The organism is Maribacter sp. 2-571 (assembly GCF_050589625.1).
GTDB lineage: Bacteria > Bacteroidota > Bacteroidia > Flavobacteriales > Flavobacteriaceae > Pelagihabitans.
The window spans coordinates 76,464-99,134 of record NZ_JBNGOP010000019.1; the positions used below are offsets into that span (position 1 = coordinate 76,464).

Annotated in this window: 16 protein-coding genes; 11 read left to right on the forward strand and 5 right to left on the reverse strand. The window is 44.5% G+C overall.

Annotation, left to right across the window (positions count from 1 at the left end; genetic code table 11):
- Positions 1–49: 49 nt before the first annotated feature.
- Positions 50–583, reverse strand: a complete 534-nt coding sequence (locus ACRD7P_RS14135; RefSeq protein WP_430908280.1) for an RNA polymerase sigma factor — start codon at positions 581–583, stop codon at positions 50–52.
- 91 nt (positions 584–674) lie between these two features.
- Here ACRD7P_RS14135 and ACRD7P_RS14140 point away from each other — a divergent pair, with 91 nt between their 5' ends.
- The 6 genes from ACRD7P_RS14140 to ACRD7P_RS14165 all read left to right on the forward strand — a co-directional run bounded on the left by ACRD7P_RS14140 (position 675) and on the right by ACRD7P_RS14165 (position 9,425).
- Positions 675–1,850, forward strand: coding sequence for a FecR family protein (locus tag ACRD7P_RS14140; protein WP_430908281.1), 1,176 nt, complete (start codon positions 675–677; stop codon positions 1,848–1,850).
- Positions 1,851–1,926: 76 nt separating this feature from the next.
- Positions 1,927–4,956, forward strand: a complete 3,030-nt coding sequence (locus ACRD7P_RS14145; protein ID WP_430908282.1) for a TonB-dependent receptor domain-containing protein — start codon at positions 1,927–1,929, stop codon at positions 4,954–4,956.
- A 35-nt stretch (positions 4,957–4,991) separates the two neighbouring features.
- Entirely contained in the window at positions 4,992–5,993 is a 1,002-nt protein-coding gene (locus tag ACRD7P_RS14150) for a hypothetical protein (RefSeq protein WP_430908283.1), read from the forward strand.
- Between the two features lie 122 nt (positions 5,994–6,115).
- Complete coding sequence (locus ACRD7P_RS14155; protein WP_430908284.1) at positions 6,116–7,543, forward strand: SLC13 family permease; 1,428 nt, start codon at positions 6,116–6,118, stop codon at positions 7,541–7,543.
- Between the two features lie 248 nt (positions 7,544–7,791).
- Positions 7,792–8,931: an ImmA/IrrE family metallo-endopeptidase gene (locus ACRD7P_RS14160; RefSeq protein WP_430908285.1), complete on the forward strand. Its 1,140-nt coding sequence runs from the start codon at positions 7,792–7,794 to the stop codon at positions 8,929–8,931.
- A complete protein-coding gene (locus ACRD7P_RS14165) occupies positions 8,928–9,425 on the forward strand; it encodes a DUF4411 family protein (RefSeq protein WP_430908286.1) in 498 nt (165 codons plus the stop codon). Before ACRD7P_RS14160 ends, ACRD7P_RS14165 begins: the two co-directional genes overlap by 4 nt.
- Before the next feature lie 119 nt (positions 9,426–9,544).
- Here ACRD7P_RS14165 and ACRD7P_RS14170 read toward each other — a convergent pair whose 3' ends face one another.
- Positions 9,545–10,684 (reverse strand): response regulator, encoded by a 1,140-nt coding sequence (locus tag ACRD7P_RS14170; protein WP_430908287.1) that lies wholly within the window; start codon positions 10,682–10,684, stop codon positions 9,545–9,547.
- A gap of 285 nt (positions 10,685–10,969) precedes the next feature.
- Between ACRD7P_RS14170 and ACRD7P_RS14175 the strand changes: the two genes are divergently transcribed.
- The 3 genes from ACRD7P_RS14175 to ACRD7P_RS14185 are packed head-to-tail and all read left to right on the forward strand — an operon-like array spanning position 10,970 to position 16,818.
- Positions 10,970–14,056 carry a hypothetical protein gene (locus ACRD7P_RS14175; protein ID WP_430908288.1) on the forward strand — a complete coding sequence of 1,029 codons (3,087 nt, stop codon included), beginning with the start codon at positions 10,970–10,972 and terminating at the stop codon, positions 14,054–14,056.
- 1 nt (position 14,057) lies between these two features.
- Entirely contained in the window at positions 14,058–15,293 is a 1,236-nt protein-coding gene (locus tag ACRD7P_RS14180; protein ID WP_430908289.1) for a hypothetical protein, read from the forward strand.
- The gene (locus ACRD7P_RS14185; RefSeq protein ID WP_430908290.1) at positions 15,286–16,818 is read left to right on the forward strand and encodes a cellulase family glycosylhydrolase; all 1,533 of its coding nucleotides are present in this window, start codon (positions 15,286–15,288) and stop codon (positions 16,816–16,818) included. The genes ACRD7P_RS14180 and ACRD7P_RS14185 overlap by 8 nt, the downstream gene beginning before the upstream one ends.
- A gap of 266 nt (positions 16,819–17,084) precedes the next feature.
- Here the strand turns inward: ACRD7P_RS14185 and ACRD7P_RS14190 are convergent, their stop codons facing one another.
- Genes ACRD7P_RS14190 through ACRD7P_RS14200 form a run of 3 tightly spaced genes read right to left on the reverse strand, consistent with a single transcriptional unit; the run spans position 17,085 to position 19,914 of the window.
- Positions 17,085–18,320, reverse strand: a complete 1,236-nt coding sequence (locus tag ACRD7P_RS14190) for a glycosyltransferase (protein WP_430908291.1) — start codon at positions 18,318–18,320, stop codon at positions 17,085–17,087.
- Positions 18,321–18,341: 21 nt separating this feature from the next.
- The gene (locus ACRD7P_RS14195; RefSeq protein WP_430908292.1) at positions 18,342–19,601 is read right to left on the reverse strand and encodes a sugar isomerase; all 1,260 of its coding nucleotides are present in this window, start codon (positions 19,599–19,601) and stop codon (positions 18,342–18,344) included.
- A 7-nt stretch (positions 19,602–19,608) separates the two neighbouring features.
- Positions 19,609–19,914, reverse strand: coding sequence for an STAS domain-containing protein (locus ACRD7P_RS14200; protein WP_430908293.1), 306 nt, complete (start codon positions 19,912–19,914; stop codon positions 19,609–19,611).
- Positions 19,915–20,310: 396 nt separating this feature from the next.
- Here ACRD7P_RS14200 and ACRD7P_RS14205 point away from each other — a divergent pair, with 396 nt between their 5' ends.
- Together ACRD7P_RS14205 and ACRD7P_RS14210 are read left to right on the forward strand one after the other, a co-directional pair.
- On the forward strand, positions 20,311–22,377 hold the full coding sequence (locus ACRD7P_RS14205) for a tetratricopeptide repeat protein (RefSeq protein ID WP_430908294.1): 2,067 nt from the start codon (positions 20,311–20,313) through the stop codon (positions 22,375–22,377).
- A 160-nt stretch (positions 22,378–22,537) separates the two neighbouring features.
- On the forward strand, positions 22,538–22,671 hold a 134-nt coding region (locus tag ACRD7P_RS14210; protein ID WP_430908296.1), incomplete at its 3' end, for a transposase.

Here is a 22,671-nt window from a genome sequence, read left to right on the forward strand (position 1 = left end):
ACCATATAGGGCGATGGGCTTCAAAAAAGGGACGAACATGGCGCAATATTTACAACAGGAAGGTAGTGGCGTGCTGTTTTAAAAAATGCAGGGCCTTGGACATTTGCGATTCTACCGTTTTTATAGAAATCTGCATCTCTGTGGCAATTTCGCGGTACTTTCTATTTTCCAATTTGTTTTTAACGAAAATCTCCCGACACCTGGGCGGTAACTTTTCAATAAGTTCGAACAGTTTTTCACGTTTGCTGTTGTATTCGCTCTCGTCGGTATACTTATCGAACAAAAGATCCCAACGGATGTTATCCAACATATCCCGATGCACTTTTTCTCGGCGAACATGCATCAAAAATTGATTGTGACAACTTTTAAAAAGGTAATTTTTTAGTGAAGAAGAGATGTTAATGGTCTTTTTTTGCTCCCAAATCTTTAAAAAAACATCCTGCACAATATCCTCCGACAAGGCCCGATCATGACTCAATTTGAATACATAATTACACAACCAAGCGTAATGTTTGTCGAACACAAACGCATACGCCTTAAGATCGCCGTTACGAAGTTTATGTAGTAATTTTTCTTGTTCCATCAGTGGTCGGTTGTGAGCAAATCTAATAAAAATCAAAAATATATAGGGGTTTTTTACGATAAGAGCATCTATAAGGTGTATAAGTTGTCAAATGAATAATTTTAAATCGATACTTCAGCAATTTTTAAAGGGAACGCTTTCCGCGGTAGAAAGGGATGCTTTAAAAAAATGGGTTGCGGAAAAACCGGAAAACCTTGCTGCATTTAAACAGGCCATTCGTAAATACGATCGCGAACAAGCGGAAACGTTTGATGCCGACATGGCGTTTGAGGCGTTTGCGGCGCGAGTAGGGGCAGGTGATGGCCATAAAGGACGTGTAATAAGACTTCGTTGGTATCGGGTTGCCGCGGTATTCGTCGGTATCCTTATGGCATTCTATGGATATAAAAGGTTTGGGTCGGGGTTCAATACGAAAGAGGTCCCACAACAGCTGGTCATAAAGGAGAAAGAAGATTCCGTGGAGACGGTTACCTTAAAATTGGCCAACGGAACCATAAAAACGTTGCGTAGTGATCGGGACACTACCTTTGCCGCGCAAGGAGGCCGGGTATACGCCAGCCAAAGTGGTAATACGCTAAACTTCTTTAAAAAAGGAGAGCAATATTCCGGAAAAGCGGAATCCCATACGATATCGGTTCCGAATGGAAAAACCTTCAAACTTTTACTTTCCGACAGTACCGTGGTATGGTTGAATGCGGGCACGCGCTTAACCTTTCCGGAATGGTTCGATCAAAAAGGGACCAATAGGGTGGTTTCCTTGGAAGGCGAAGCCTATTTTGATGTACAACGAAATGAGCAGTTGCCTTTTTTGGTGCGCACTTCCGATGTTGAGGTACGGGTTTTAGGAACGGCTTTTAACGTATCTTCCTATTCCTCGGATACCGATGTTACTACAACCTTGGTGGAAGGTTCGGTGGCGTTAAAGCACATGAAAAGTGCTGAGAAAATTACCATTCGGCCAACAATACAGGCACGTTTTACAAAAATCGGAACAACGTTTGACACCGCTAAGGTGGATACCGATATATATACGGCCTGGATGCAGGACAAGCTTGTTTTTACCGATGCCACTTTGGATCAAATGGTACAGCGCCTGGAACGCTTTTACGACATTACCATTATCGACCAAACAACGCTTTTGGAAAACGAGACCTTTCGCGGGGCTTTTAGGAAAGACGACAAATTAGAAGATGTTTTAGAGGTATTGGCGACCAGTACGGCAATACGCTACCACATCGACCAGAAAACGATAACGCTTAAAAACTAAAAGGGAAGGTGCGCCAACACCTCCCCTTTCTTATGATTACTAACTGAATAATAACCAATTTACAACACTTAAAATTATGAAAAAATTGTCGGGTGCCAGGGATTGGCACGCAGAAAAGTTGGGTGCCAGCCTAAAACTAAAGATGAGAATAAGCTTTGTTTGTATGTTTCTCGCACTATGCCAATTGTCTGCAAACAGCATGTTTTCGCAAGAAAAACTGCAGTTTGAGTACGAGGAGGTACCATTGGTACAGGTTTTGGATGAAATACAAAAACAGAGCGGGTATTCTTTTTTCTATAATTCCAATAGAATTTCCATACGCAAAAAAGTATCGGTACGGGCGAACCAAGAATCGGTGAAAACGGTATTGGATCGGTTGGCCGGTCTTGGAAGCTTTCAATACGAATTCAAGGGAAGGCTCATTGTATTGACCAAAGAAAAGGAACCCCCAACGAAAATGGAGGAGCAGGATACGGAACTTCAAGGGCAGGTGAACGATGATGAAGGCGCTCCTTTGCCGGGAGCGAACGTTTTGGTCAAGGGCACCAGCATTGGTACGCAGACCGATTTCGACGGTAAATTTACAATAGAAGTACCCGAGGGAAGCGAAACCTTGGTCATTTCCTATATCGGTTTTAAGACCCAAGAAGTTGCCATAGCAGGTCAGGACAATATCACCGTTCAGCTAGTGGCCGCCGCTGCGCAGCTGGAAGATGTTGTGGTAGTAGGTTCCCGAGGAAAACCACGTACCAATGTGGAGCGCCCCGTACCTATAGACGTCATTTCTTCTGAAGACTTGGCCTCGACCGGACAGCAGGATATCGGACAGGCATTGCAGTTTAGTGCCCCTTCGTTCACCGCGGTGAAATTTGGGATCAACGATTTGGCACCCTTGGTGGATCCGGCCACTTTAAGAGGTCTTGCGCCCGACCAAACGCTTTTATTGGTCAATGGTAAACGACGTCATAAAGTATCTTTTTTCAGTTTGAACGACGGGGTCGGAAAAGGCCAGTTGGGTAACGATATCAACGCTATTCCCGGTGCTGCGGTAAAACGGGTCGAAATATTACGGGACGGGGCCGCTGCTCAGTACGGTTCCGATGCGATAGCCGGTGTAATGAACATGCAATTGAAAGATGCCCGGGAAGGGGGAAGCGTTACCTTTTATACCGGGGTGTCCTCTACCAATCCAAAATATGATGATCTGGGCAGCAATGCCGATCTCGAGGGAGAGAGTATTTACGGCGGTCGTATTTCCGATGGCCATGTATACAATATGTCGGCCAACTTTGGATTACCTTGGGGCGAAGAAGGGTTTGTAAATACGACATTGGCCTTTAGCCATGCCGAACCTTCCGACCGTTCCGGTACTTACTCGCACAGTACCGGATGGTATACGGACGAGCAAGTGGCCGCGGCCGGTGCCGCTTCGGACGAAGAACTGCAACGCATCAACGGTATCGATTTGGATCGGGCCATATTGGGTACTGCGGAAAACACTAACGGTGCCCTCTTCGTAAACATGGGCAGACCGGTTTCGGAAGACGTCGATTTTTATGCCTTTGGTGGATTTACCATGAAAAAAATTATTGGAAGTGTATTTTCCCGAAGTCCGGCGCGAAACGATCGTAATGCCCTGGATATTTTTCCGAACGGATACAACCCCGAACTCCCCTCATTGTTGACCGATTGGCAGGTCACTTCTGGGATAAAGGGTGATATTGGGAAGGACTGGAATATGGATGCCAGTTTGGGCTATAGCGGGAACAATGTAGATTTTTTTGCACGAAACACCGTAAATCCAAGCTGGGGAGCCGACTCCCCAACGCAGTTTTATACCGGTTCGTTAAACGTGACCCAAACCGTTTTCAATCTTGATTTTGCTAAAATTTTCAGCGAAAAAACGACCTTGGCATTGGGTTCGGAACTTCGTTTCGAATCATTTCAGCAGTCACAGGGCGATGCCTATTCCTGGGCACCGGGACCTTTGGGCGGTAAGGATGCCACCACTTCGGGCAGGGCAGGTTTTTCGGATCTTACCGATGGGGAATGGACACGGAACAATATCGGTATCTATGCAGAATTGGAACAGGACTTTACGGAAGATTTTCTAATAGCCGCCGCTGCCAGATATGAGAACTATTCCGATTTTGGTGACGATTGGTCGTTCAAAATGGCCACCCGCTATAAGTTGCTGGACGATAAACTGTCCTTCAGGGGATCCGTAAACCGATCGTTCCGAGCGCCATCATTGGTGCAATTTCAGTACAGTAATTACGGAAAGATTCAGCAAGATACCGATGGCAACACGGTAGTAACGCCGTTTTTGCCCATCCGAAACGAGCTTACCCAGCAAGCTTTTGGCATTACCGAGCTAAAACCGGAAACTTCCTTTGATATTGCTTTGGGCCTGACCTCCAAACTGAGCGACAAGTTGTCCTTTACCTTGGATGTGTATAACATTGCCATTGATGACCGTATTCTTGTTTCGGGAGGTATTCCCGCGGCGGATTTTGCCGAATTTGCCAATACCAATTATGATGAGATAAACGTATTTACCAACGCGGTGAACACCACTACCAAAGGGTTGGATTTTGTGGCGAACTATAAAACGTATGTGAACGATAAGGACCAACTTCGGTTTTCACTTGCTGCAAACTTTAATGAAACCACGATAGACGGGTTCAACCTTCCGGGGGCTTTCGCGGATAGGGAGGAAGATTTGATCGACGACCGTGATATTTTGTTTTTGACGAAAGGGATACCCAACAGTAAGATCATTGCCAGTGGGGAATACCAATTCGGTATTTTCTCGACCTTGTTGCGCCTTACGCGTTTTGGGGAAGTGGCCGATGCTAGGGAGCCCGATCCGGGAGCGGAAAGTGGTTTTCAGGAGTTTGCGCCCAAGTTCGTTACCGACCTATCGGTTACCGCGAACTTTACCGAAAAAGTATCGCTTACGGCCGGTGTGAACAACTTGTTCGATGAATATCCGGATATGCTACTATCGCCGAACGTTAGGGGAGAGGTCATCTATTCCCGTCGTACCAATCAGTTTGGAACACAGGGGCGTTTTCTGAACATGTCCTTGAACTATCGATGGTAGGTGATAACGATAGTATTTTCGTAAAGAAGGATTACATGCGATACCTGGTACTTTTTTTGGCCTTGTTTTTGACCGCTTATGGCGTTTCGCAGCGCGTAACGGGTTTTAAGGCGGAACGTTTGCCGGAAAACCCGATCATTACGGCGGCCATGTTCCCCGGTGATGACGGAGCGAACATTAACGGTCCGTCCTTGGTAAAGGTGCCCGATTTTGTAGAAAATCCCTTAGGTAACTATTACTTGTATTTTGCCCACCATAATGGCAAATATATCCGTATGGCCTATGCCGATGCGGTCGAGGGTCCTTATACAATTTATGAGCCGGGAACTTTGCGTTTAGAGGACTGCATATGCGATCGGGTAAAACCCGGTGACCCTTATGTACCGCATATCGCATCGCCCGAGGTAGAGATCGATGAAGCCGAAAAAAAGGTTGTCATGTACTTTCATTGCCCACAGTATTTGGGTGGGGACCGTAAATTCAAGCAAAATTTTGCACAGTTGACTTTGAGGAGTACCTCCGATAACGGTATCGACTTTGTTCCGGAAAGCGAGCCCTTGGGCGTATCCTACTTTAGGGTATTCCCATGGAACGGCTACCAGTATGCCATAGCGCGTTTGGGACAGCTTTACCGTTCCACCGATGGTATTTCCGACTTTGAAAAAGGCCCGAACCCTTTTTTAAAGGTAGCTGGTGATAAGCAGGTACGCCACAATGATATTTATTTGGAGGACGATACCCTTTGGGTGTTTTATACCCAAATTGGCGATGCTCCCGAAAACATGCTTGTTTCAAAAATACAGTTGACGGAAAATTGGGAGGATTGGAAAGTGGAGGCACCAAAGGTGGTATTGCGCCCGGAGACTTCCTATGAGGGAATAGACCTGGAGACGCTACCTTCAAAACGAGGGGCCATTTTTGAGCCGGTAAAACAGTTTCGCGATCCCAATGTTTTTAACGATGGCGGAACCTTGTACCTCCTGTATGCGGTGGAGGGAGAAACGGCTATTGCCATTAGCAAGTTGAAAAAAGAATAGTTTAAGTTTGAGTTAGTTTGGCTAAAGGGGGCAAAGTGGTGTTTGCTCCCTTTTTTAACGCTTCGACCATATGAAGGAACCCCCCTTCGGATTAACGATATCCCACATAAAATTGCTCGTATATGAACGCTAAGAAAATTGGTTTTCTTCTTGGGTTGCTCATTTTTGTAATCCTCTTGATTTTTCCTATCCCGTATTTGGACGAAAAGGCGGGCAAGGTGGTCGCCGTGGCGGCTTGGATGGTGGTTTGGTGGGTATTCGAGGCCGTGTCCATATCGGTTACGGCATTGGTGCCCCTTGCCTTGTTCCCACTATTGGGGGTCATGGACATAAAGGCTGCGGCCTCCAATTATTCCAGCCCCATTGTATTTCTGTTTTTTGGTGGGTTCGTAATGGCCTTGGCACTTGAAAATGTCGGGTTGCACAAAAGGATCGCTCTGAATATTATGCGCGTCATCGGTGGCAGTGCCAATAAGGTAATTTTAGGTTTTATGACCGCTACCGCCTTAATGAGCATGTGGATTTCCAATACGGCCAGTACGGTGGTCATGCTACCCATTGCCCTTTCCGTAATCGACCTTTTGTTGAACGACGCCGATGGATATACCAAGAATGATAAAAACTTTGCGTTATCGATACTTTTGGGTATTGCCTTTGCCGCTAACGTCGGAGGTATCGCCACCTTGATCGGGACCCCTCCAAATTCCGTCATGCTCGGTTTTTTGGAAAAGGGATACGGCATCGAAATCGGGTTTTTTGGTTGGATGAAATTAGGAGTGCCCTTCGCCATCGTGCTGTTGTTCATTTCATTTTTATGTTTGGTGTACGTGTTTTACCCCAACCGCTTGGGCAAACTGGAAGGCTCCAAAAAAATAATCGATGATGAGCTTGCCAAGTTGGGAAAGATCGGAAGCGGGGAACGGGTGGTGATCATTATCTTTATGATGGCTATTTTTTGTTGGATCGCCAGAGGTCCGTTGAACACATGGTTTCCGTCATTACAACTGACCGATACCACCATCAGTGTATTGGCCGCTCTTGCCATGTTTACGATACCGTATCGGTTTCAGGATCGGAAATTTACCATCGTTTGGGAAGATACCCGACGGCTCCCTTGGGGCATTCTAATTCTTTTTGGAGGTGGTTTGGCCTTGGCCTCGGGTTTTGCACAAGCAGGATTGATCGATACGGTGGGGAACTTTGTCGCTGGCCAGAGCGGTTGGACCGTTTGGGGAACTACGGTAGTACTCATTCTACTGGTGCTTTTCTGTACCGAACTGATGAGCAATGTGGCGCTTACTGCGGTGGTATTGCCTTTGGTGGCAGGTATCGCTATGGGTTTTGATGTCCCCGTCTTACAAATGGTGGTTCCGGTAACCATTGCATCGAGCTGCGCATTTATGTTACCGATGGCCACACCGCCAAACGCCATTGTGTTTGCCAGTGGCCATGTTAAAGTAGGGCAAATGGCCAAAATCGGTTTTTTTCTGAACCTTATATCAGTGGCCCTGATCAGCTGTTTGGTATACTTTTTTACGGTATTGACATAAGCCTCTCAGGTTTTGGAACGATAGGTTACCGCTATCGGATAAATGATACCATTTTAACTTTGAATTCGCGCGTATGGAAATTGAATTATTTTTTAGTTGTTTGAGGCAAAAAATGGAAGCATAGCCTTAGCTACGGTTCTGTTTTTTAACGAAGAACGGCTGAAAAAGAAACGATTTATTAGTGCTATTTCAAAGTTGTAGGTAATGCCCAATATCATGTTTAAATAAATAAAAATTATATTTGCTTAATGTCTACTAGGATAGAAAATATAAACGCTGATTTAATTAACTGGGCTATTACCCGGGCAGGAAATGAATTGGATGAATTCTATCTTAACAACCCAGCTGTTGCTGAGTGGGTTGAGGGAACGAAGAAACCGACAATCAAACAATTAGAAGATTTTACACATAAGGTACATGTCCCTTTTGGTTATATGTTTCTCAATCAACCGCCTCAAGAAGAAATTCCAATCCCTTTCTTTAGGACGGGAAATTCTCAAAGAGAAATGGTTTCTTTAAACGTATACCATACAATTCAAATCATAAAAGAAAGACAGAATTGGTTAACTAACTATCTTCAAGAAAGTGAATATCCAGACTTAGAATTTGTAGGAAAGTATAATGTAAACTCCGATTATAAAGAAGTTGTAAATGATATTCGTAATACTTTAAATCTGACAGTAAGCTGGGCAAGTAAACTTGGTACTTGGGAACAAGCATTAGACCATTTAACATTACAAATTGAAGAAATTGGTATAATTGTAAATTTTAATGGAATAGTTGGTAATAATACTAGAAGAAAAATCCCAGTTGACGAATGTCGAGGGTTTGTAATAGTAAATAATAAAAGTCCATTTCTTTTTATTAATTCTAGTGATGCAAAAGCTGCCCAAATGTTTACATTGATTCACGAACTTGCACATATATGGTTAGGAGAAAGTGCAGGTTTTGACAATAAACAAATGTTACCGGCTGATGATCCCATCGAGAAATTTTGTGATAAAGTAGCTGCTGAATTCCTAGTACCCGAAATATTTTTCAAAGAAAAATGGAATAGCACTCAAAACATTGAATATCTGAGTAGAATTTTTAAAGTTAGTCCTATTGTTATAGCTAGAAGAGCTCTTGACTTAAGATTGATGTCTAGGACATCTTTTTTTCAATTCTACAACGATTATATCTCTGAATTTCAAAATAAAAAAGATAATCAAAGTTCTGGAGGGAATTTTTATGCAACTGCAAAAAAAAGAATAAGCTTAAGATTTGCAAGCTATGTTAATAGCGCTGTAAAAGAGAATAACCTTCTTTATCGAGATGCATATCGATTGACAAGTTTGAAGGGAAATACCTATGAGAAATTTATCAATGAATATTTATATCAAGCATGAGTAAATTCATTGTAGATTCCAACTTTTTTATTCAAGCTCACCGCTCAATTTATCCACTAGATGTAGTTCAAAGTTTTTGGGTAAAACTTAATGCACTAGCTACCGATGGCATTATAGTTAGTATTGATAAGGTCAAAAAAGAAATCTTTGATAATGCATCTCATCAAGATCAATTAAAGATTTGGTGTGGGGATAACCTTCCAAATGATTTTTTTATAAATACCGACTCCGTACTTAACAATTATATCTCAATTGTAACTTGGGTAAATTCTAGTCTTTTTACTGAACGTGCTCGACAAGAATTTCTTGAAACGGATTTAGCCGATCCTTGGTTAGTTGCTTTTGCTATGAGTAATGGATGGACAATAGTCACTTATGAAAAAAGTGAACCTAACAGAAGGAATCGAATTAAAATCCCTGAGGTTTGTAATCAATTTAATGTGAGATATATAAATACTATTGAAATGTTCCGAGAGTTGAATGAAAACTTTTAAAAAACACTACCTACAACAATTTATATAATGCATATGCGCCCTTCGGGACGCAAACGCATCATACAATAGACTTTAAAATGGTATGAGATGGAATTTTGCACCGTTGTTATCAGTGTTGATCAGCTGTAATGAAAAGCGATTTTTGCCAACTGGCCAACGATTTTTACGGAGTCTTTCATGGAAAGTTTGGAACCATCGGCGTGGATCCATCTTTTTAAAGGTTGTTCACAGATCATTTTTTGTGCGCTCTGTTTGCCGTACCGTTTGCGCATGCGCATAAAAATTTCAACATCAAAAAGCCATCGGGTAATAAACGTATTGGTAAACAGGGGTACGATCAATTCGCGTCGCATCACCTTTGCGCCACATTGGGTATCGTTAAAGGGCATTCGCAAAATACTACGGATGATGAGGTTGATGGTCTTACTGATGATTTTTCGTGCCGATTCTTTGGTAATATCCGCACCCATGCGGCTCATTCGAGATCCGCTCACGATTTTAAAGTCCGATGCGCGCAAGGTTTTCACGAGATCGTCAAAATCCCGAAAATCGGTGGACAGGTCGGCATCCAAATAACCGATATAGTCCAATTGCGTATCTTTTACCAAATGCAGCACTCCTTGGCGTACCGCTTCCGCTTTACCGCCATTTTTGGCACAGTCGTATACACTGATGGTATCCGGATATTCCTGATGTAATTCCTTTAAGACCGTTAAGGTGTTGTCGGTACTACCATCGTTAACAAAACAAAGGTGATATCCCAGGTTCTTGTGCGCAAAGTTCTTAAAGTCGACCTCGGAAAGCCGTTCGGCTTCGTTGTAACATGGAATTACTACCCCAACACAGTATTCTTGTAGCATGCGTGAGGAAGTTTGTGCGGTGTTCGTCGCCTTTAGCGCGCCGTCGCCCAATATTCTCCGGATACGCGCGGCGACCTCGTTCAGGCTTACCGGTTTTTTCATATAGTCGTCGATACCAAGATCAAAACCGTTCATGATCACGTCTTCGTTGGTGTTTCCCGACATTACTAGTAAGGGAGTACCGGATTTTTTCTCCCCACGGATGTATTTAACAACTTCCAACCCGGACATATCGGGCATGTTGATATCAACGATTACAAGATCGGGCTTAAAGGCGTCAAATTGATCTATTCCTTCTTTTCCACTGCTGGCCGTTGCTACGGCGTAACCGAGCTCCATTAGCCTTTTTTTTAAGGACATTAGGATAAGTTGCTGGTCGTCTATGGCTAAAATTTTCATTCGATTTGGGTTTAAATGAACCTTTATTAATAGGGCATACGGTAAAAATAATGCCTTTAAAAGGCAACGGGTATATTGCTATAGCTGAATGGTAGCCAAGTGTCGGTCAATTCGGGATAACCGACGATGTGGCTCTTGAAATTGGTCGATAAATTCACCCATCAACATTGTTATTGTAAGTAAATACCTTCATTTAACGTAATATGATAATGTATATTGTAGCTCGGTAGCAATATGCCTTTGCCTACTGCGTTAGTATAGGGAAATTTCCTACCGAAAGAGTTCATGAAAAAGACCAACATACTGCTTATTCTGGCGCTGATCATCGCCTTGATATTCCACGGTTCGGCCATTTTCTTTACCCTGGAGTCTACCTACGATGCGTTGATCCATCTGTTTTTTGCTGACCATTATGCACAAAGTTGGTTCGAACCTTGGGATTACCGTTGGTATACGGGTTTTACGGTGCAATCCTATCCTCCTTTGGTGCACCAAACCATTGGGTTATTATCCTATATCGGGGGGTTAAAGTTCGGTATGTTCTCGGTCGGGCTATTGGCTATTGTACTCTTTGTGACAGGCGCCTATCGTTTTTCACTTTTAATGACGGGCAATAGGAGGGTAGCAGGTTATGGAGCCCTCTTGGCGGTGTTTTCTTCCACTTTTGTGGAAACACTCCACATTTTCGGCCAACTGCCCAGTATTGTCGGCCTTTCCGTATTAATGCATTCCCTACCGGAAATCTACCTATGGCTAAAAACGGGAAAGTACCGGTATTTTGCCTCCTCCCTCTCCATGATAGCCGTTACGGTAACCTCGCACCACGTAACCCCCATCTTTGGAATGGTATTTTTTATTTTTCCGTTGATCGGTATGGTAATCATGGACGCTTCCCGAGAGCAAGTGTCCACAATGAAGGAAGTAACGTTCGTAGTGTTCTTTAAAACGTTCAAAAAACTGTTTTGGCGTATTGTCGGTTTTGGAATGGCCTCCTTGTTCCTTATCATTACATGTATTCTTCCCTATTGGTACAACTCTAAAAAAAATCCGATCACCCAGGTCCCCATTCCACATGGATCACGGGACAACTTTCTGGAAATCACTTCTTCCGGTTTGGTGTTTTTTGTAATTCCGTGGGGGGTACTATTGTTTTTGCTGCCCTATTTCTTTTACCGATTTTACAGCAAGCGATACCTGTTTTTTGGCCTTTCTTTTTCCATGTTGGCGCTGTTGGGTACCGGTGGTACTACTCCGATTCCCAGGGCGCTGCTCGGTGAAACGGCATTCAATATTCTGACCTTGGACCGTTTTACCCTATGGGCCACGATTATGGCGCTGCCTATTTTTGGCGAATTCGTCTATCGTATGGTAGCGGGCGATATCAAAAGTCGGATCCAAAGCATGTTCGGAGGGGTCTATCATCGGGTATTGGGCGGTCTTTTGGCCGGAGGCCTGTTGTTCATGGTTATTTTTACGATGACCTTGGGCTATTTTAGACCATCGCAACCGGCAAAGATCAAAATGTTGCCCATAGTGAACTTTCTCAATCAAGATTCCCACGATTCCTGGCGGTACCTTCCTTTGGGTTTTGGAGACCAAATGGCATGGCTCTCCGCACAGACCGCTGCTATGACCGTCGACGGTAACTATCATTCCGCTCGTCGTTTGCCGGAGTTGACGACCCGGGCGATCGAACGCTTGGAAAATTCAAAGTTTCGGGGGGTGGCCGGTATCGGTTCGTTACAACAATTTTTGACGGTACCTGAAAAATATAACCTTAAGTATATTTTTTCGAACGATAAGTTTTACGATCCCATTTTATACTTCTGTGGATGGCAGCGCCTGCAGCATTTGGAAAACGGTATCATGGTTTGGGAAAAGTTAAATGTACCCCCGTTGCCCGCAATCTTGCCAAAAGAGGATGTGCCGGTATTCTTAAAGATCATGTGGGGTACCATTCCTTTGCTTACTGTGCTGATCGCCTTTTTTGTCAATATTCAAATGCTTTGGATAAGAACGCTAAAATTACGCAAGGAAAATGTTCCTTTTTATACCGAAAAGTCTATAAATTATAACGGTTTTTCATCAAAACTGGTGGTGTTTTCCCATATCTGGGCGATGGTGGTGCTAGTTTGTATACTATTCGGTATATACACGTTTTATATTCACAACAGTGCCCAATATGCCCCCCTGAACGTTGTAAAGGCCTACTATAACGCATTGGATTTTAAAAAGTTCGAAGAAGCACATTCCTATCTTGATCCAGAATCCGGTATCGACTTGGCGCAATACATGCTGGAAGTGTCGGTAACCGATGGTGTACTCAGTTCTTATGCCAAAATGGACTCTATAGGGGTCACGCTAATCGAAGAGACTGCAGAAGCCGCCAGGGCAAAAGTGCATACCCGTTGGATCACCCCATTGGAAAAACTGGAGAAGGAAGAAACGGTAGCCATGGTCAAACGCTCGGGAAAATGGCATTTGCTGCCCGCCCGTTTTGATAATGATGTGCCGCCCGATCAGTTGTTCACGGCAAACGGTACTACTTTTTACAATCATGGTCGACGGCAAATGACCACGCAGGAAACACACCATGAAGATGTATTGCAACAGCCGGTGTTGGAAATTCTTTCTGCCAAATTGGTGGACTATAAAGGTCATTACAGCATTATCGGAGAAATTCAGAACGTGGACCACGTACCTGCCGATGTGGTGATCCAGGCCACCTTATATAATGATAGGGACGAAGGATTGGCGAACTACAACGCAAAGTATCACATGAAGCATAAACTGATGCCTAAGGAAACGACCCCTTTTCGCATCAATTTCGAAGGCATCGCATGGTCTTCCACAAAGGATACCTTGCCCCCGACCTTTGACCCCGACCAGTTTACGCCAATAGCGCTTTCGGGCCTTCCGACCAAGTTTGATGTTCAAGCGGCCGGTAACGTAGCCAATACGGATCTGTATAAAAAGGTAGCGTTACAATCCTTGGTGAAAAAAGATTCCATGTTCCGAGGAACCTTGTTCAATTCGGGCATTCAAGAGGTTACCATTCCGCAACTGCTCATTTCGTATTACGATGCCGATCACGAACTTATTTGGGTCGACCATCAGTTTTTAAGGGAAGGCGTGCGGGTACAGCGAAAACAGTATTTTGAATATGGCCCTATGGACCTGGAAGGGTTGCAGGTGATCTCCAACAGTCTGGAGAACTGTTTTGTGAACGGGCTGCCCAATGCCGGTATTTCTGAAAAAGCCTTTCCCGATAGGGACAAGGCCCATCGAAAAGAGCAATTACAACAATATTCCGGCGCGGGCTTTTCCTTTTTAAAGTTTCATTTCAACAGCTATATCGGTAACCCAAAATAACATGAGGGCAATAGGGGTCTTTTTGGTTTTTATAATCGTGCTGGGTTGTGCGGAGCGTTCGCCAAAACGTCTTGCACCCACCTTGGGACAGGTACGTTTGCATGCCGAACAGCGGAACTATAAGGCCGGGGTACCGATCAGTTTAAAATTTTTGGAAACCGGTTTTGATACACCCTTACGGCTATTGCTTACGAACACCTTTGGTAGTGCGCTGATCCATGGTGTGCGCTCGGGGGAAATGGTAACATATGCTTTTCCCAAAAATTTTTATAGAACAAGCGGCCAATGCGAATGGCAGTTGTTGTATTTGGGAAGGGAAATGGCCAAGGGAGTAGTGCAGATCCAACCGTCCGTACCGAAAAAACCACACCTAGAAACGTATTTTGGTCCACGGAGCGTAATCGCCGGGGAAACCGATTTTTCCATGTTGGTGGTCGTTCCCACCGATGCCTACGACAATCCGTTGCCCAATGGTACCCAAACCCGGATTCGTGCACAGTTTCAGGATAACATTGAAGAGAACAAGGTGCCTACTAAGGATTTTATCGCATGGAAAAATATTTACAGTAGAACAAAAACAGGGCGTATACTGGTAGGGGCTTCGTGTATGGAAACCGATTCTAAGGAGCTGACCACCATTATCCATCCTACCCTGTCCGAAGACTTTGAAATTCGTGCCGAACGAAACCACAACTTTGCGGATGGAAACCAGATCGTGCGCTTTTTTACCGACCAGCTTCGGGACCGCTATGGAAATATCGTTGCCGATGGTACCCTGGTCGACTTTATGGTGGTCGATTCCAAAGGGGCGCTCTTACGAACGATAGGAACTACCGTAAACGGTATGGCCAATGCAAATATGTTGCATCCTTCCAAAAAAGAACAATGGCAAATTACCGCCTATGTAACGGGTGCTGCAAAGAGCAATACTATAAGCTTATCTTTTGCGCCGGCCATTGCCCACCTTCCCATTGTCCTTTCCGAAGGGGGTAGGGAAGTTCGGGTGGGGCCAATATTGAGCTTTATGGAGCAACGCGTGCCGGACGGTATTGAAATTAAAATGGCCGTGAATACCTCCGAAGGAGAACTTTTAATGGAACGGCAGACAACCTCTAAAAACGGGATGGGCATCTTTTTATTGGAAAAAGCGTACTTCAACACCGGTACGTATCGGGTAACCATTACGGCGGCGGGACATACCGAAACCATATCAATACAATTGGATGAAAATGAATAAAACCTTATATCGAATCTTTCTTATTGTCTCTTTCCTAGGGATGAACGCCTTGCTCATTTCCGGCATTAGCGCAATGCTCTCGTACCTGAATACCGGGGCGGATCGTACCTCCATGCTCCACTTGGAACTGGCCACGGAAAAGGTATATCTGCCACAGCTCACCTGGGGAAACATGGATAATCCCGGGAGACCGATGGAGAAACAGACCGTCGGAGAATTGGAAAAGGACTACCTCGGTGCCTGGCATGTACGGAACGTGGCATACGAAAAGAACGATCGGTTCGGAATCGACGATTACTATACCGACAGTGCACGGATACGATTGTACGAACAGATCGATCTGAACCAAAAAAATGGAAATTGGTATAAGGGCACTACACTGGCACACCATCCGGAATTGGATTTTTACAGTCAGGACGGTACTATGGTGGTTTTTACAGATCATGACGTAGAACAGTACAAAGAGGTGTATGAGAACGAAACCCTACTTTTTCGGAAAAAGGATACCGCAACCTATCAGGTGATGTTATTGTTGGAAGATGGCTTTTGGCGCATTCGTCATTTAAAGGAGTTGGAGCGTAACCAAACGAAAAAAGAGCCGATCAAAACCGACAAAAAACGCTTTTTGGCGCAGTTGGATAGTATTAAGGGACTCAATTACTACCCGCAGGATGCACCTTGGGATACCTTTGGAAAGAAGTTCGATTCGTTGCGATTGCACAATGACTTTGCCCGTATTTCCCAGATGGGGCTGAATACCATACGAATTTTTATACAATATGAGGATTTCGGGGGAGCACGGGTATTTCCAGAAAAAATCGCCTTGTTGCAAAAAACCATGGACCTGGCCGAAGCCAATGGAATTAAGGTCATTGTAACCCTGTTCGACTTTTACGGGGATTATGATGTTTCCAATTGGACCTTGACCCAGCGGCACGCCGAAAGTGTGGTGCAAGCAATAAAAACGCATCCCGCATTATTGGCATGGGACATTAAAAACGAACCCGACTTGGATTTCGACTCCCGAAAAAAGGATAGGGTGGTCTCTTGGTTGGATATGATGTTGGAAAAGGTAGCGCTATGGGACCAAAAACACCCGGTGACCATAGGTTGGTCCAACCCGGAAGTGGCTTCGGAACTCGCCCATAAAGTGGACTTCGTTTCCTTTCATTATTACCGACTACCGGAAGATTTTGCTACGGCGTACTCCGGGCTGCGAGCTGCCGTTCCAAATAAAAAATTGGTGCTTCAGGAGTACGGACTTTCGAGTTATGACGGTATATGGAACGCATATACCGGTTCCGAGGAGGATCAAGCGGAGTATTATAAAACCATGCAGGCCGCTTTGCGGGAAAAACGCATTCCATTTCTTTTTTGGGGACTGTACGATTTTAAGAACATTCCCACCTCGGTGGTCGGGCGTTTGCCATGGCGAAAAGCCTATCAAAAGTATTTTGGGGTATTGGATAAAAAAGGACGACCAAAACAGGCATATGAACACCTAACCTTTCCTGCATCGGAATAACGGGAGGAACAGTGCTCTTGAACCCTATTTGAACTTTGGAACACGGTTTTTTCCGCTTCGCCATAATTAGCAATCGATATAAGATATCGCTATTTTACGTCGAACCCAGGCTTATACGGAAGACCGGTAGTTTTCAGGATGATCCAATGGCTATTGCGCGTTTTAAAGGGAATACCATATCAAAGTTAAAACGGTATACAGTGGCACAAACAAAAAAAGGAACGGCGTATGAAACCGTTCCCTTTTTCTGAACTAACCAAAATACTTCATGTTACGCTTTGCAATTGTTTCGCAATTTGTGGAACATCCAAGTCAAAATCGTTGTTTTGGGCATATTGGATCGCCCTAAAGAATTCGATATAGCGGTGCACGATATCCGACATGGGAAGCGAGCAGGCCGCGGTATAATTTGTTTTCCCCAGTTGTACGCGATGGGCGTCGTTACCGATAATACCTTCAATGGCATTGGCGAGCGACGCGGTGTTTTCGGGTTCGAAAAACGCTCCCTTGTACCCCTCTTCACGGACCAATATGCTCAAATCCCCTAAATCGGGAAGGGCCACCGCTTTTCCGTAACTGCCCGCCTGATGGAGTACTCCCGAACTTCCGGTGGTGGAGGTGTACGGGAAAACGACTACCGCACTGTCCCCGAAAATACGGGGTACATCTTCTTCGGCCACATAGCCCGTAAAACGAAGCTGTGCTACATGCCTATACTTTTCGGCCATTTGATCGAGATATCCGGGCGTATTGGGACTATCGGTCCCCGCGATAACGATTTCGATGTCTTCCGAGGATCTTTTTCGGATCAGTTCTACGGCCTCGATCAATACCTCCACTTTTTTATAGGTGCCGAACTTTCCAAAGGCCATTACCTGTTTTGGTCCGGCAGGAAGAAGATAATCGGGTTCCGGAGGTGTCTCAAAAGCACCGTGCGGAATAAGGGCAATGTTTCGGGCTTTGTATTTTTTTTCGAGAATGGTCACGTATTTGCTAATGGTGACCGCTAAAACGTCCGACGACAATACGAAACGGGTGAGGGAGCTACCGATAAAATTATAGATTTTTTGAAGTACCCTGATTTTGGTAAAACCGGCATTCTCCAGGTCTACCTGTTCCAAAATGTTATGTAATAGCGAAATGGTAGGGATCCGTTTCAATTTGCATATCCAGGGCAGTAGCAACCCCATGGCCGCCGGTATTTTCCGATCTCCGAATTTTAAAAATTGAAGGTTGAACAATACCGCATCCGGTTTTGTTTTGGAAAGTACGCTATTGATTCGAAATAGGTTGGCATAGCTGTTGAAGTCCCAACAGTCTTCCACGGTAATGGTACACCCTTGCTCTTCAAAGGTAAGTTCCTTTTGGCCTTCGGTGCGATCGCAGATAAGAACGATTTCCGTTACGTCCGTATGGAGCCTAAAATGTTTTACCAAATGGTATCCGTATTCGGTAAGGGTCACTTTACTGGGCGGATATGCGGTAACGATTGCAAGTTTCATGTTTCAATTTTTTAAGGGTAGTTATGATTTTGGTAAGAGTGGAGTTCCGGAATCTTTTTTAATAAAAAAATAGAGTAGCTGGCATGCGAGCAATGCGATCATGGCCATTATCTGCACCTGTACCACAAGTTGTAGGCTCTCGTGAAACCATAGGATCAACCCGATCTGCGAAATGCCCAAAATACCGGAAAGGATTACCGGAATATAGTGGTCCAAGGATAAAAAGTAATACGCGAAAATATTAGAGATGGCGAACAGGGAAGTGGCCAGGGCATATTGCCATAACAATGGGGCCATGTCAATATAGGCCTCTCCGAACATTAGGGAGATGATCAACTGCGGAAATAGGGAGCAAGCGGCTACAATGGCCATACACAATACGCCAATGTAGGATACATACTTAAACAGTATGGGAGCGGTGGGCCGCCCTTCTTTTTGGCGTTCCACAACTTTTGGCAACAATAGCATAACGAACATCCACGCGGCAAAATAGACCACCCTTCCAATAAGTGCCAAGGAGGCGTATAAACCGGCTTCTTTGGCTTCAAAAAAGTGTTTTACCAACAATACATCACTATTGTTAATGATGATTTGGGTGAGCTCGTAACCCGCGGTAAGTAGCATAAAACGGTTTACCCTTTTTTGGTCTTCGTTTATCAGTTGGTTGGTTTTCCAGGCCAATCCCTTGGTGTCGGATGGGAAAAGCCCAAAAAAGAACGACGCCAAAATTCCGATGGCGACCAAGGTGCCGGGGTGTAAGGGCACAAGATAGAGGAGGGCCAAAGTAATCAGGAGCCTGCTCCACATTTCGGCCTGATAGGTCAACGATAGCTTTTTAAAAGACTGTTTGCCCTGAAAGCTTCCTCGGTTAACGCTCATAAAAAAGTAAAGGGGAATACCAAGCCCGAAAAGAACGAACATATAGGCGTTCTGGGTGTGAAACGTTTCTTGTAGGGTTTTGGAAAACACGGCCACCAAAGCTCCCGTTATCAAACCGAACAGCGATGCCTTACTGTACATGCCATTGCGAAAACGCTCCCATTGCTCACCGGAAAAGAGAACCGAAAACTTGGCCGTGGCCAATTGAAAAGTCATACCGACAAAGGAAAGGACCAACAATAAAGTGATCAACAACGCGGCTTCGGCAAAGGCCGAAGGCCCTAAAATACGGCCCAACAGCAAATTATAGATGTAGTTGCCCCCGTTTACGAGGATAATGCTTGCCATAAACAGCTGTTCCGGCGATACCTTTTGTAGGTTTAAACGAATCGTGTTGATCATTACGCGCTTAAATACGGTCCGGGCTTAAAATGTATTCGGTCTTGGTTTTCGACATTACGGGCAGTAACACCTTGTTTTCCTGTCCTATAATGGCTAGGGCGCTGTTGCTACGGACGGCATTTAGGTAAAGTTCCTGTAAACGGTATGCGGCACTTTCGTCGATATGTCGAACCCTTTCCAGGTTGAGTACAATGCGGTCGTTCCGCGTAGGGATTACGCGCTCCATATGCCGATATAAAATGTTGGCGGTGCTGTGATTCAACTCTCCGGTAACGGAAAACGTTCCTGATACTTCTGTAATTTGTAAAGCCATAACTAAAAGATTTAGGGTTATTGTAAATAGATGAGGCGGTTAAGTTGTTACTAAAACGTTTTTTTCATCATTTATTGTAAGAAAAATACTATAATCGATGAAATCATCCTTGTTTTGTTTGTTTCCAAAAAATGCGAAATGCTCCTTTTTTACTTCGAGGTCTTTCCATTTCAAGATTTTAACTGAAGTAATTCCTTTACTTCGTTTTTACAGTCCAAAGATTCGTAGAAATGACGGCGATAAATGTGCTTTATGGACCGTTGACCATTTCGTGTCGACGAACGGTAGAAAGCCTACTTCTAAAGCGGGCGAATCTTAAATACCTTTATAATCGACGGTTACGCTAATAATTTGACAAAACCAGCGTTCTGTACATGTAATACTAATCTTACAAATATGCGTACTGTATTTTTTTGGTGTGTTATGGTGTTTTTTTCCTTTTTTTCGGCCAGTGCCCAAGAGCCCATAGAAAATGGATTTCGCCTGCTCGATAAAGGAAGTTTTAAGGAGGCCGCGGTTTTTTTTGAATCGTACCTCTCCGAAAATCCGGAACATAAAACGGCACAAATATGTTACGGTAGGGCCGTGGGCCTGAGTGGCGACCCTTCGAAGGCTACCAATTTGTTTGCAGGCATGTTGAACCGGTATCCGGGCGATTTTGAGGTGCAGATCAACTATAACGAGTCCTTTTTATGGGACAAGAACTATGAAAGGGCCAAGCCCTTGTACGCTTCCTTGGTGAAGTCCTATCCCGATAACTTTGGAGCACTATTGGGTTACGCCAACACACTCAGTAATTTGGGGGAATATCCGGAAGCCTTAAAGTGGGTAGAAAAAGCATTGGCACTTCAACCTGAAAATGCGAACGCCAAGGTATCCCAAAAGTATATGCGCATGGGGTACGCGAACAGTTTTGTAAACCAACAGGACTATAAAAAGGGTGTGGAACTCTTGCAAGCGGTATTTACCGACTTTCCGGAAGACAAGGATGCTCTGCTAAATTTGGCAAACGTCTATTTGATTACGAAGGAAACCGATAAGGCGATAGCCACTTATAAACGATATGCCACCACGGCAAAGGATTCCATTACGGCATTGAACGGCATTGCTTTGGCCGGGCATATTGCCGAAAAAGACAAGGCGGCCTTGGAAACGGCATCGAAATCACGCAAAAAAGTCGGAAAATTGGAGGACACCGAACTTACTGAAAAAACCTATGACCGCTATGTACAGGCGCTGATATGGAACCGAAAGTTCCGCAGGGCAAAACAACAAATCGATAGTTTGGAAACCGCCTACCCCGACCGGAATTGGGTACGGGCGCTACGGGCTACCTTAGGTATGTATACCGGGGATTTTAAATTGAGTCTGGCCAATTACGATGGCATACTGAAGAAGGACAGCACTTCTTTCGATGGTAACTTGGGCAGTGCGAACGCTTTTTTTGCCTCCGATAGGATAAAACAGGCCTATGGCGCCGCCTACGGTACGTTGGACATTTATGAAAATCAGAAAGACGCCTTGGGGTTTATAGAAAAGTTGAACACCTCTTTTACGCCCACGCTTGAAGAACAGGCCGGTTATACTTTTGACAACGGGAACAACATCGCCCTGTTTTCCAACACTACCGCGCAACTTCCGCTTTCCACCAAATTCAACACCACGGCATCCTACCAATACCGAACCACCGAAAACTCGGTAACCGGCAATACGGCCGATTCGCATATCCTATCCGCCGGGTTGGAGTATCGATTGTTCCCGAATGCCCGATTAAAAACCGTTTTTGGCCTGAACAATTCCACTGCAATGGACGGCGCGTACACGCAACCCGTAATCGATGCTTCCTTAAAATTGAAACCCTACAAATTGCAAAATCTGGAATTGGTATACCAACGTCAGGTGCAAAGTTTTAACGCTGATCTGATCGAACGCGAAATCGTTATGAACAACTATGGATTGAACTACAACCTGGGAACCAATTTTAATTTGGGATGGTATACCCAGTTGATCTACACCGAACAGACCGATGCCAATTCCCGAAACCTTTTGTTTACCTCCCTGTACTACAACATTTTTAGAAAGCCCGCTTTAAAAATGGGCGTCAACTATCAATACTTAAGTTTTGCCGAACAGGTACCGACCATTTACTTTAGTCCGGAAACCTATCGGGCCATGGAAATATTTGCCGATTTCCGGGGCAACTTCTCTAAAAAAACCAGTTATGTAGCCAGTGCGGCCACGGGACTGCAACAGGTAGAGGAAGACCCTAGAACGGCAATTTTTCGGGCGGAAGCAGGACTTAAACATGAGTTTGGAAAGCGTTTTAGCGGTAACCTCTATGGTAAGTATAGCAACATTGCCTCGGCTACGGCGGCGGGCTTCGAATTTACCGAACTGGGGATCAAACTACGTTGGTTAATGACCAAGCAGCCGTTGTTCCATAAAAAAATTGCGCAATACTAAAAATACTGGGAATGTTATTGGTTACGGCGCTGTATCGTCCCGTACCTCCATAAGGCAGAGAATAAAGCAGTTATTTTGAAATAGGGTACCGCGGGGAGTTATACCATTTCTAGTATTAAGTAATTAGGGCGTGTTAACACAAAATAGGTATCTTTGTTAAATGGAATTGACGGATACCCAATTTGAAACAATCAGCTCTCATTTGCCCGTGAAACGTGGCAACGTGAGACTTTCGGACCATGATGTCCTGAACGCCATATTGTATGTTGCCGAGCAGGGTTGCAAGTGGCGTGC

What these genes read in the sequence shown, in the direction of transcription:
- ACRD7P_RS14180 (WP_430908289.1), top strand. Translation starts at nt 14,058, where the DNA reads ATGAGGGCAATAGGGGTCTTTTTGGTTTTTATAATCGTGCTGGGTTGT.
- ACRD7P_RS14185 (WP_430908290.1), top strand. Translation starts at nt 15,286, where the DNA reads ATGAATAAAACCTTATATCGAATCTTTCTTATTGTCTCTTTCCTAGGG.
- ACRD7P_RS14190 (WP_430908291.1), bottom strand. Translation starts at nt 18,320, where the DNA reads ATGAAACTTGCAATCGTTACCGCATATCCGCCCAGTAAAGTGACCCTT.
- ACRD7P_RS14140 (WP_430908281.1), top strand. Translation starts at nt 675, where the DNA reads ATGAATAATTTTAAATCGATACTTCAGCAATTTTTAAAGGGAACGCTT.
- ACRD7P_RS14195 (WP_430908292.1), bottom strand. Translation starts at nt 19,601, where the DNA reads ATGATCAACACGATTCGTTTAAACCTACAAAAGGTATCGCCGGAACAG.
- ACRD7P_RS14155 (WP_430908284.1), top strand. Translation starts at nt 6,116, where the DNA reads ATGAACGCTAAGAAAATTGGTTTTCTTCTTGGGTTGCTCATTTTTGTA.
- ACRD7P_RS14205 (WP_430908294.1), top strand. Translation starts at nt 20,311, where the DNA reads ATGCGTACTGTATTTTTTTGGTGTGTTATGGTGTTTTTTTCCTTTTTT.
- ACRD7P_RS14160 (WP_430908285.1), top strand. Translation starts at nt 7,792, where the DNA reads ATGTCTACTAGGATAGAAAATATAAACGCTGATTTAATTAACTGGGCT.
- ACRD7P_RS14175 (WP_430908288.1), top strand. Translation starts at nt 10,970, where the DNA reads ATGAAAAAGACCAACATACTGCTTATTCTGGCGCTGATCATCGCCTTG.
- ACRD7P_RS14145 (WP_430908282.1), top strand. Translation starts at nt 1,927, where the DNA reads ATGAAAAAATTGTCGGGTGCCAGGGATTGGCACGCAGAAAAGTTGGGT.
- ACRD7P_RS14165 (WP_430908286.1), top strand. Translation starts at nt 8,928, where the DNA reads ATGAGTAAATTCATTGTAGATTCCAACTTTTTTATTCAAGCTCACCGC.
- ACRD7P_RS14135 (WP_430908280.1), bottom strand. Translation starts at nt 583, where the DNA reads ATGGAACAAGAAAAATTACTACATAAACTTCGTAACGGCGATCTTAAG.
- ACRD7P_RS14150 (WP_430908283.1), top strand. Translation starts at nt 4,992, where the DNA reads ATGCGATACCTGGTACTTTTTTTGGCCTTGTTTTTGACCGCTTATGGC.
- ACRD7P_RS14200 (WP_430908293.1), bottom strand. Translation starts at nt 19,914, where the DNA reads ATGGCTTTACAAATTACAGAAGTATCAGGAACGTTTTCCGTTACCGGA.
- ACRD7P_RS14170 (WP_430908287.1), bottom strand. Translation starts at nt 10,684, where the DNA reads ATGAAAATTTTAGCCATAGACGACCAGCAACTTATCCTAATGTCCTTA.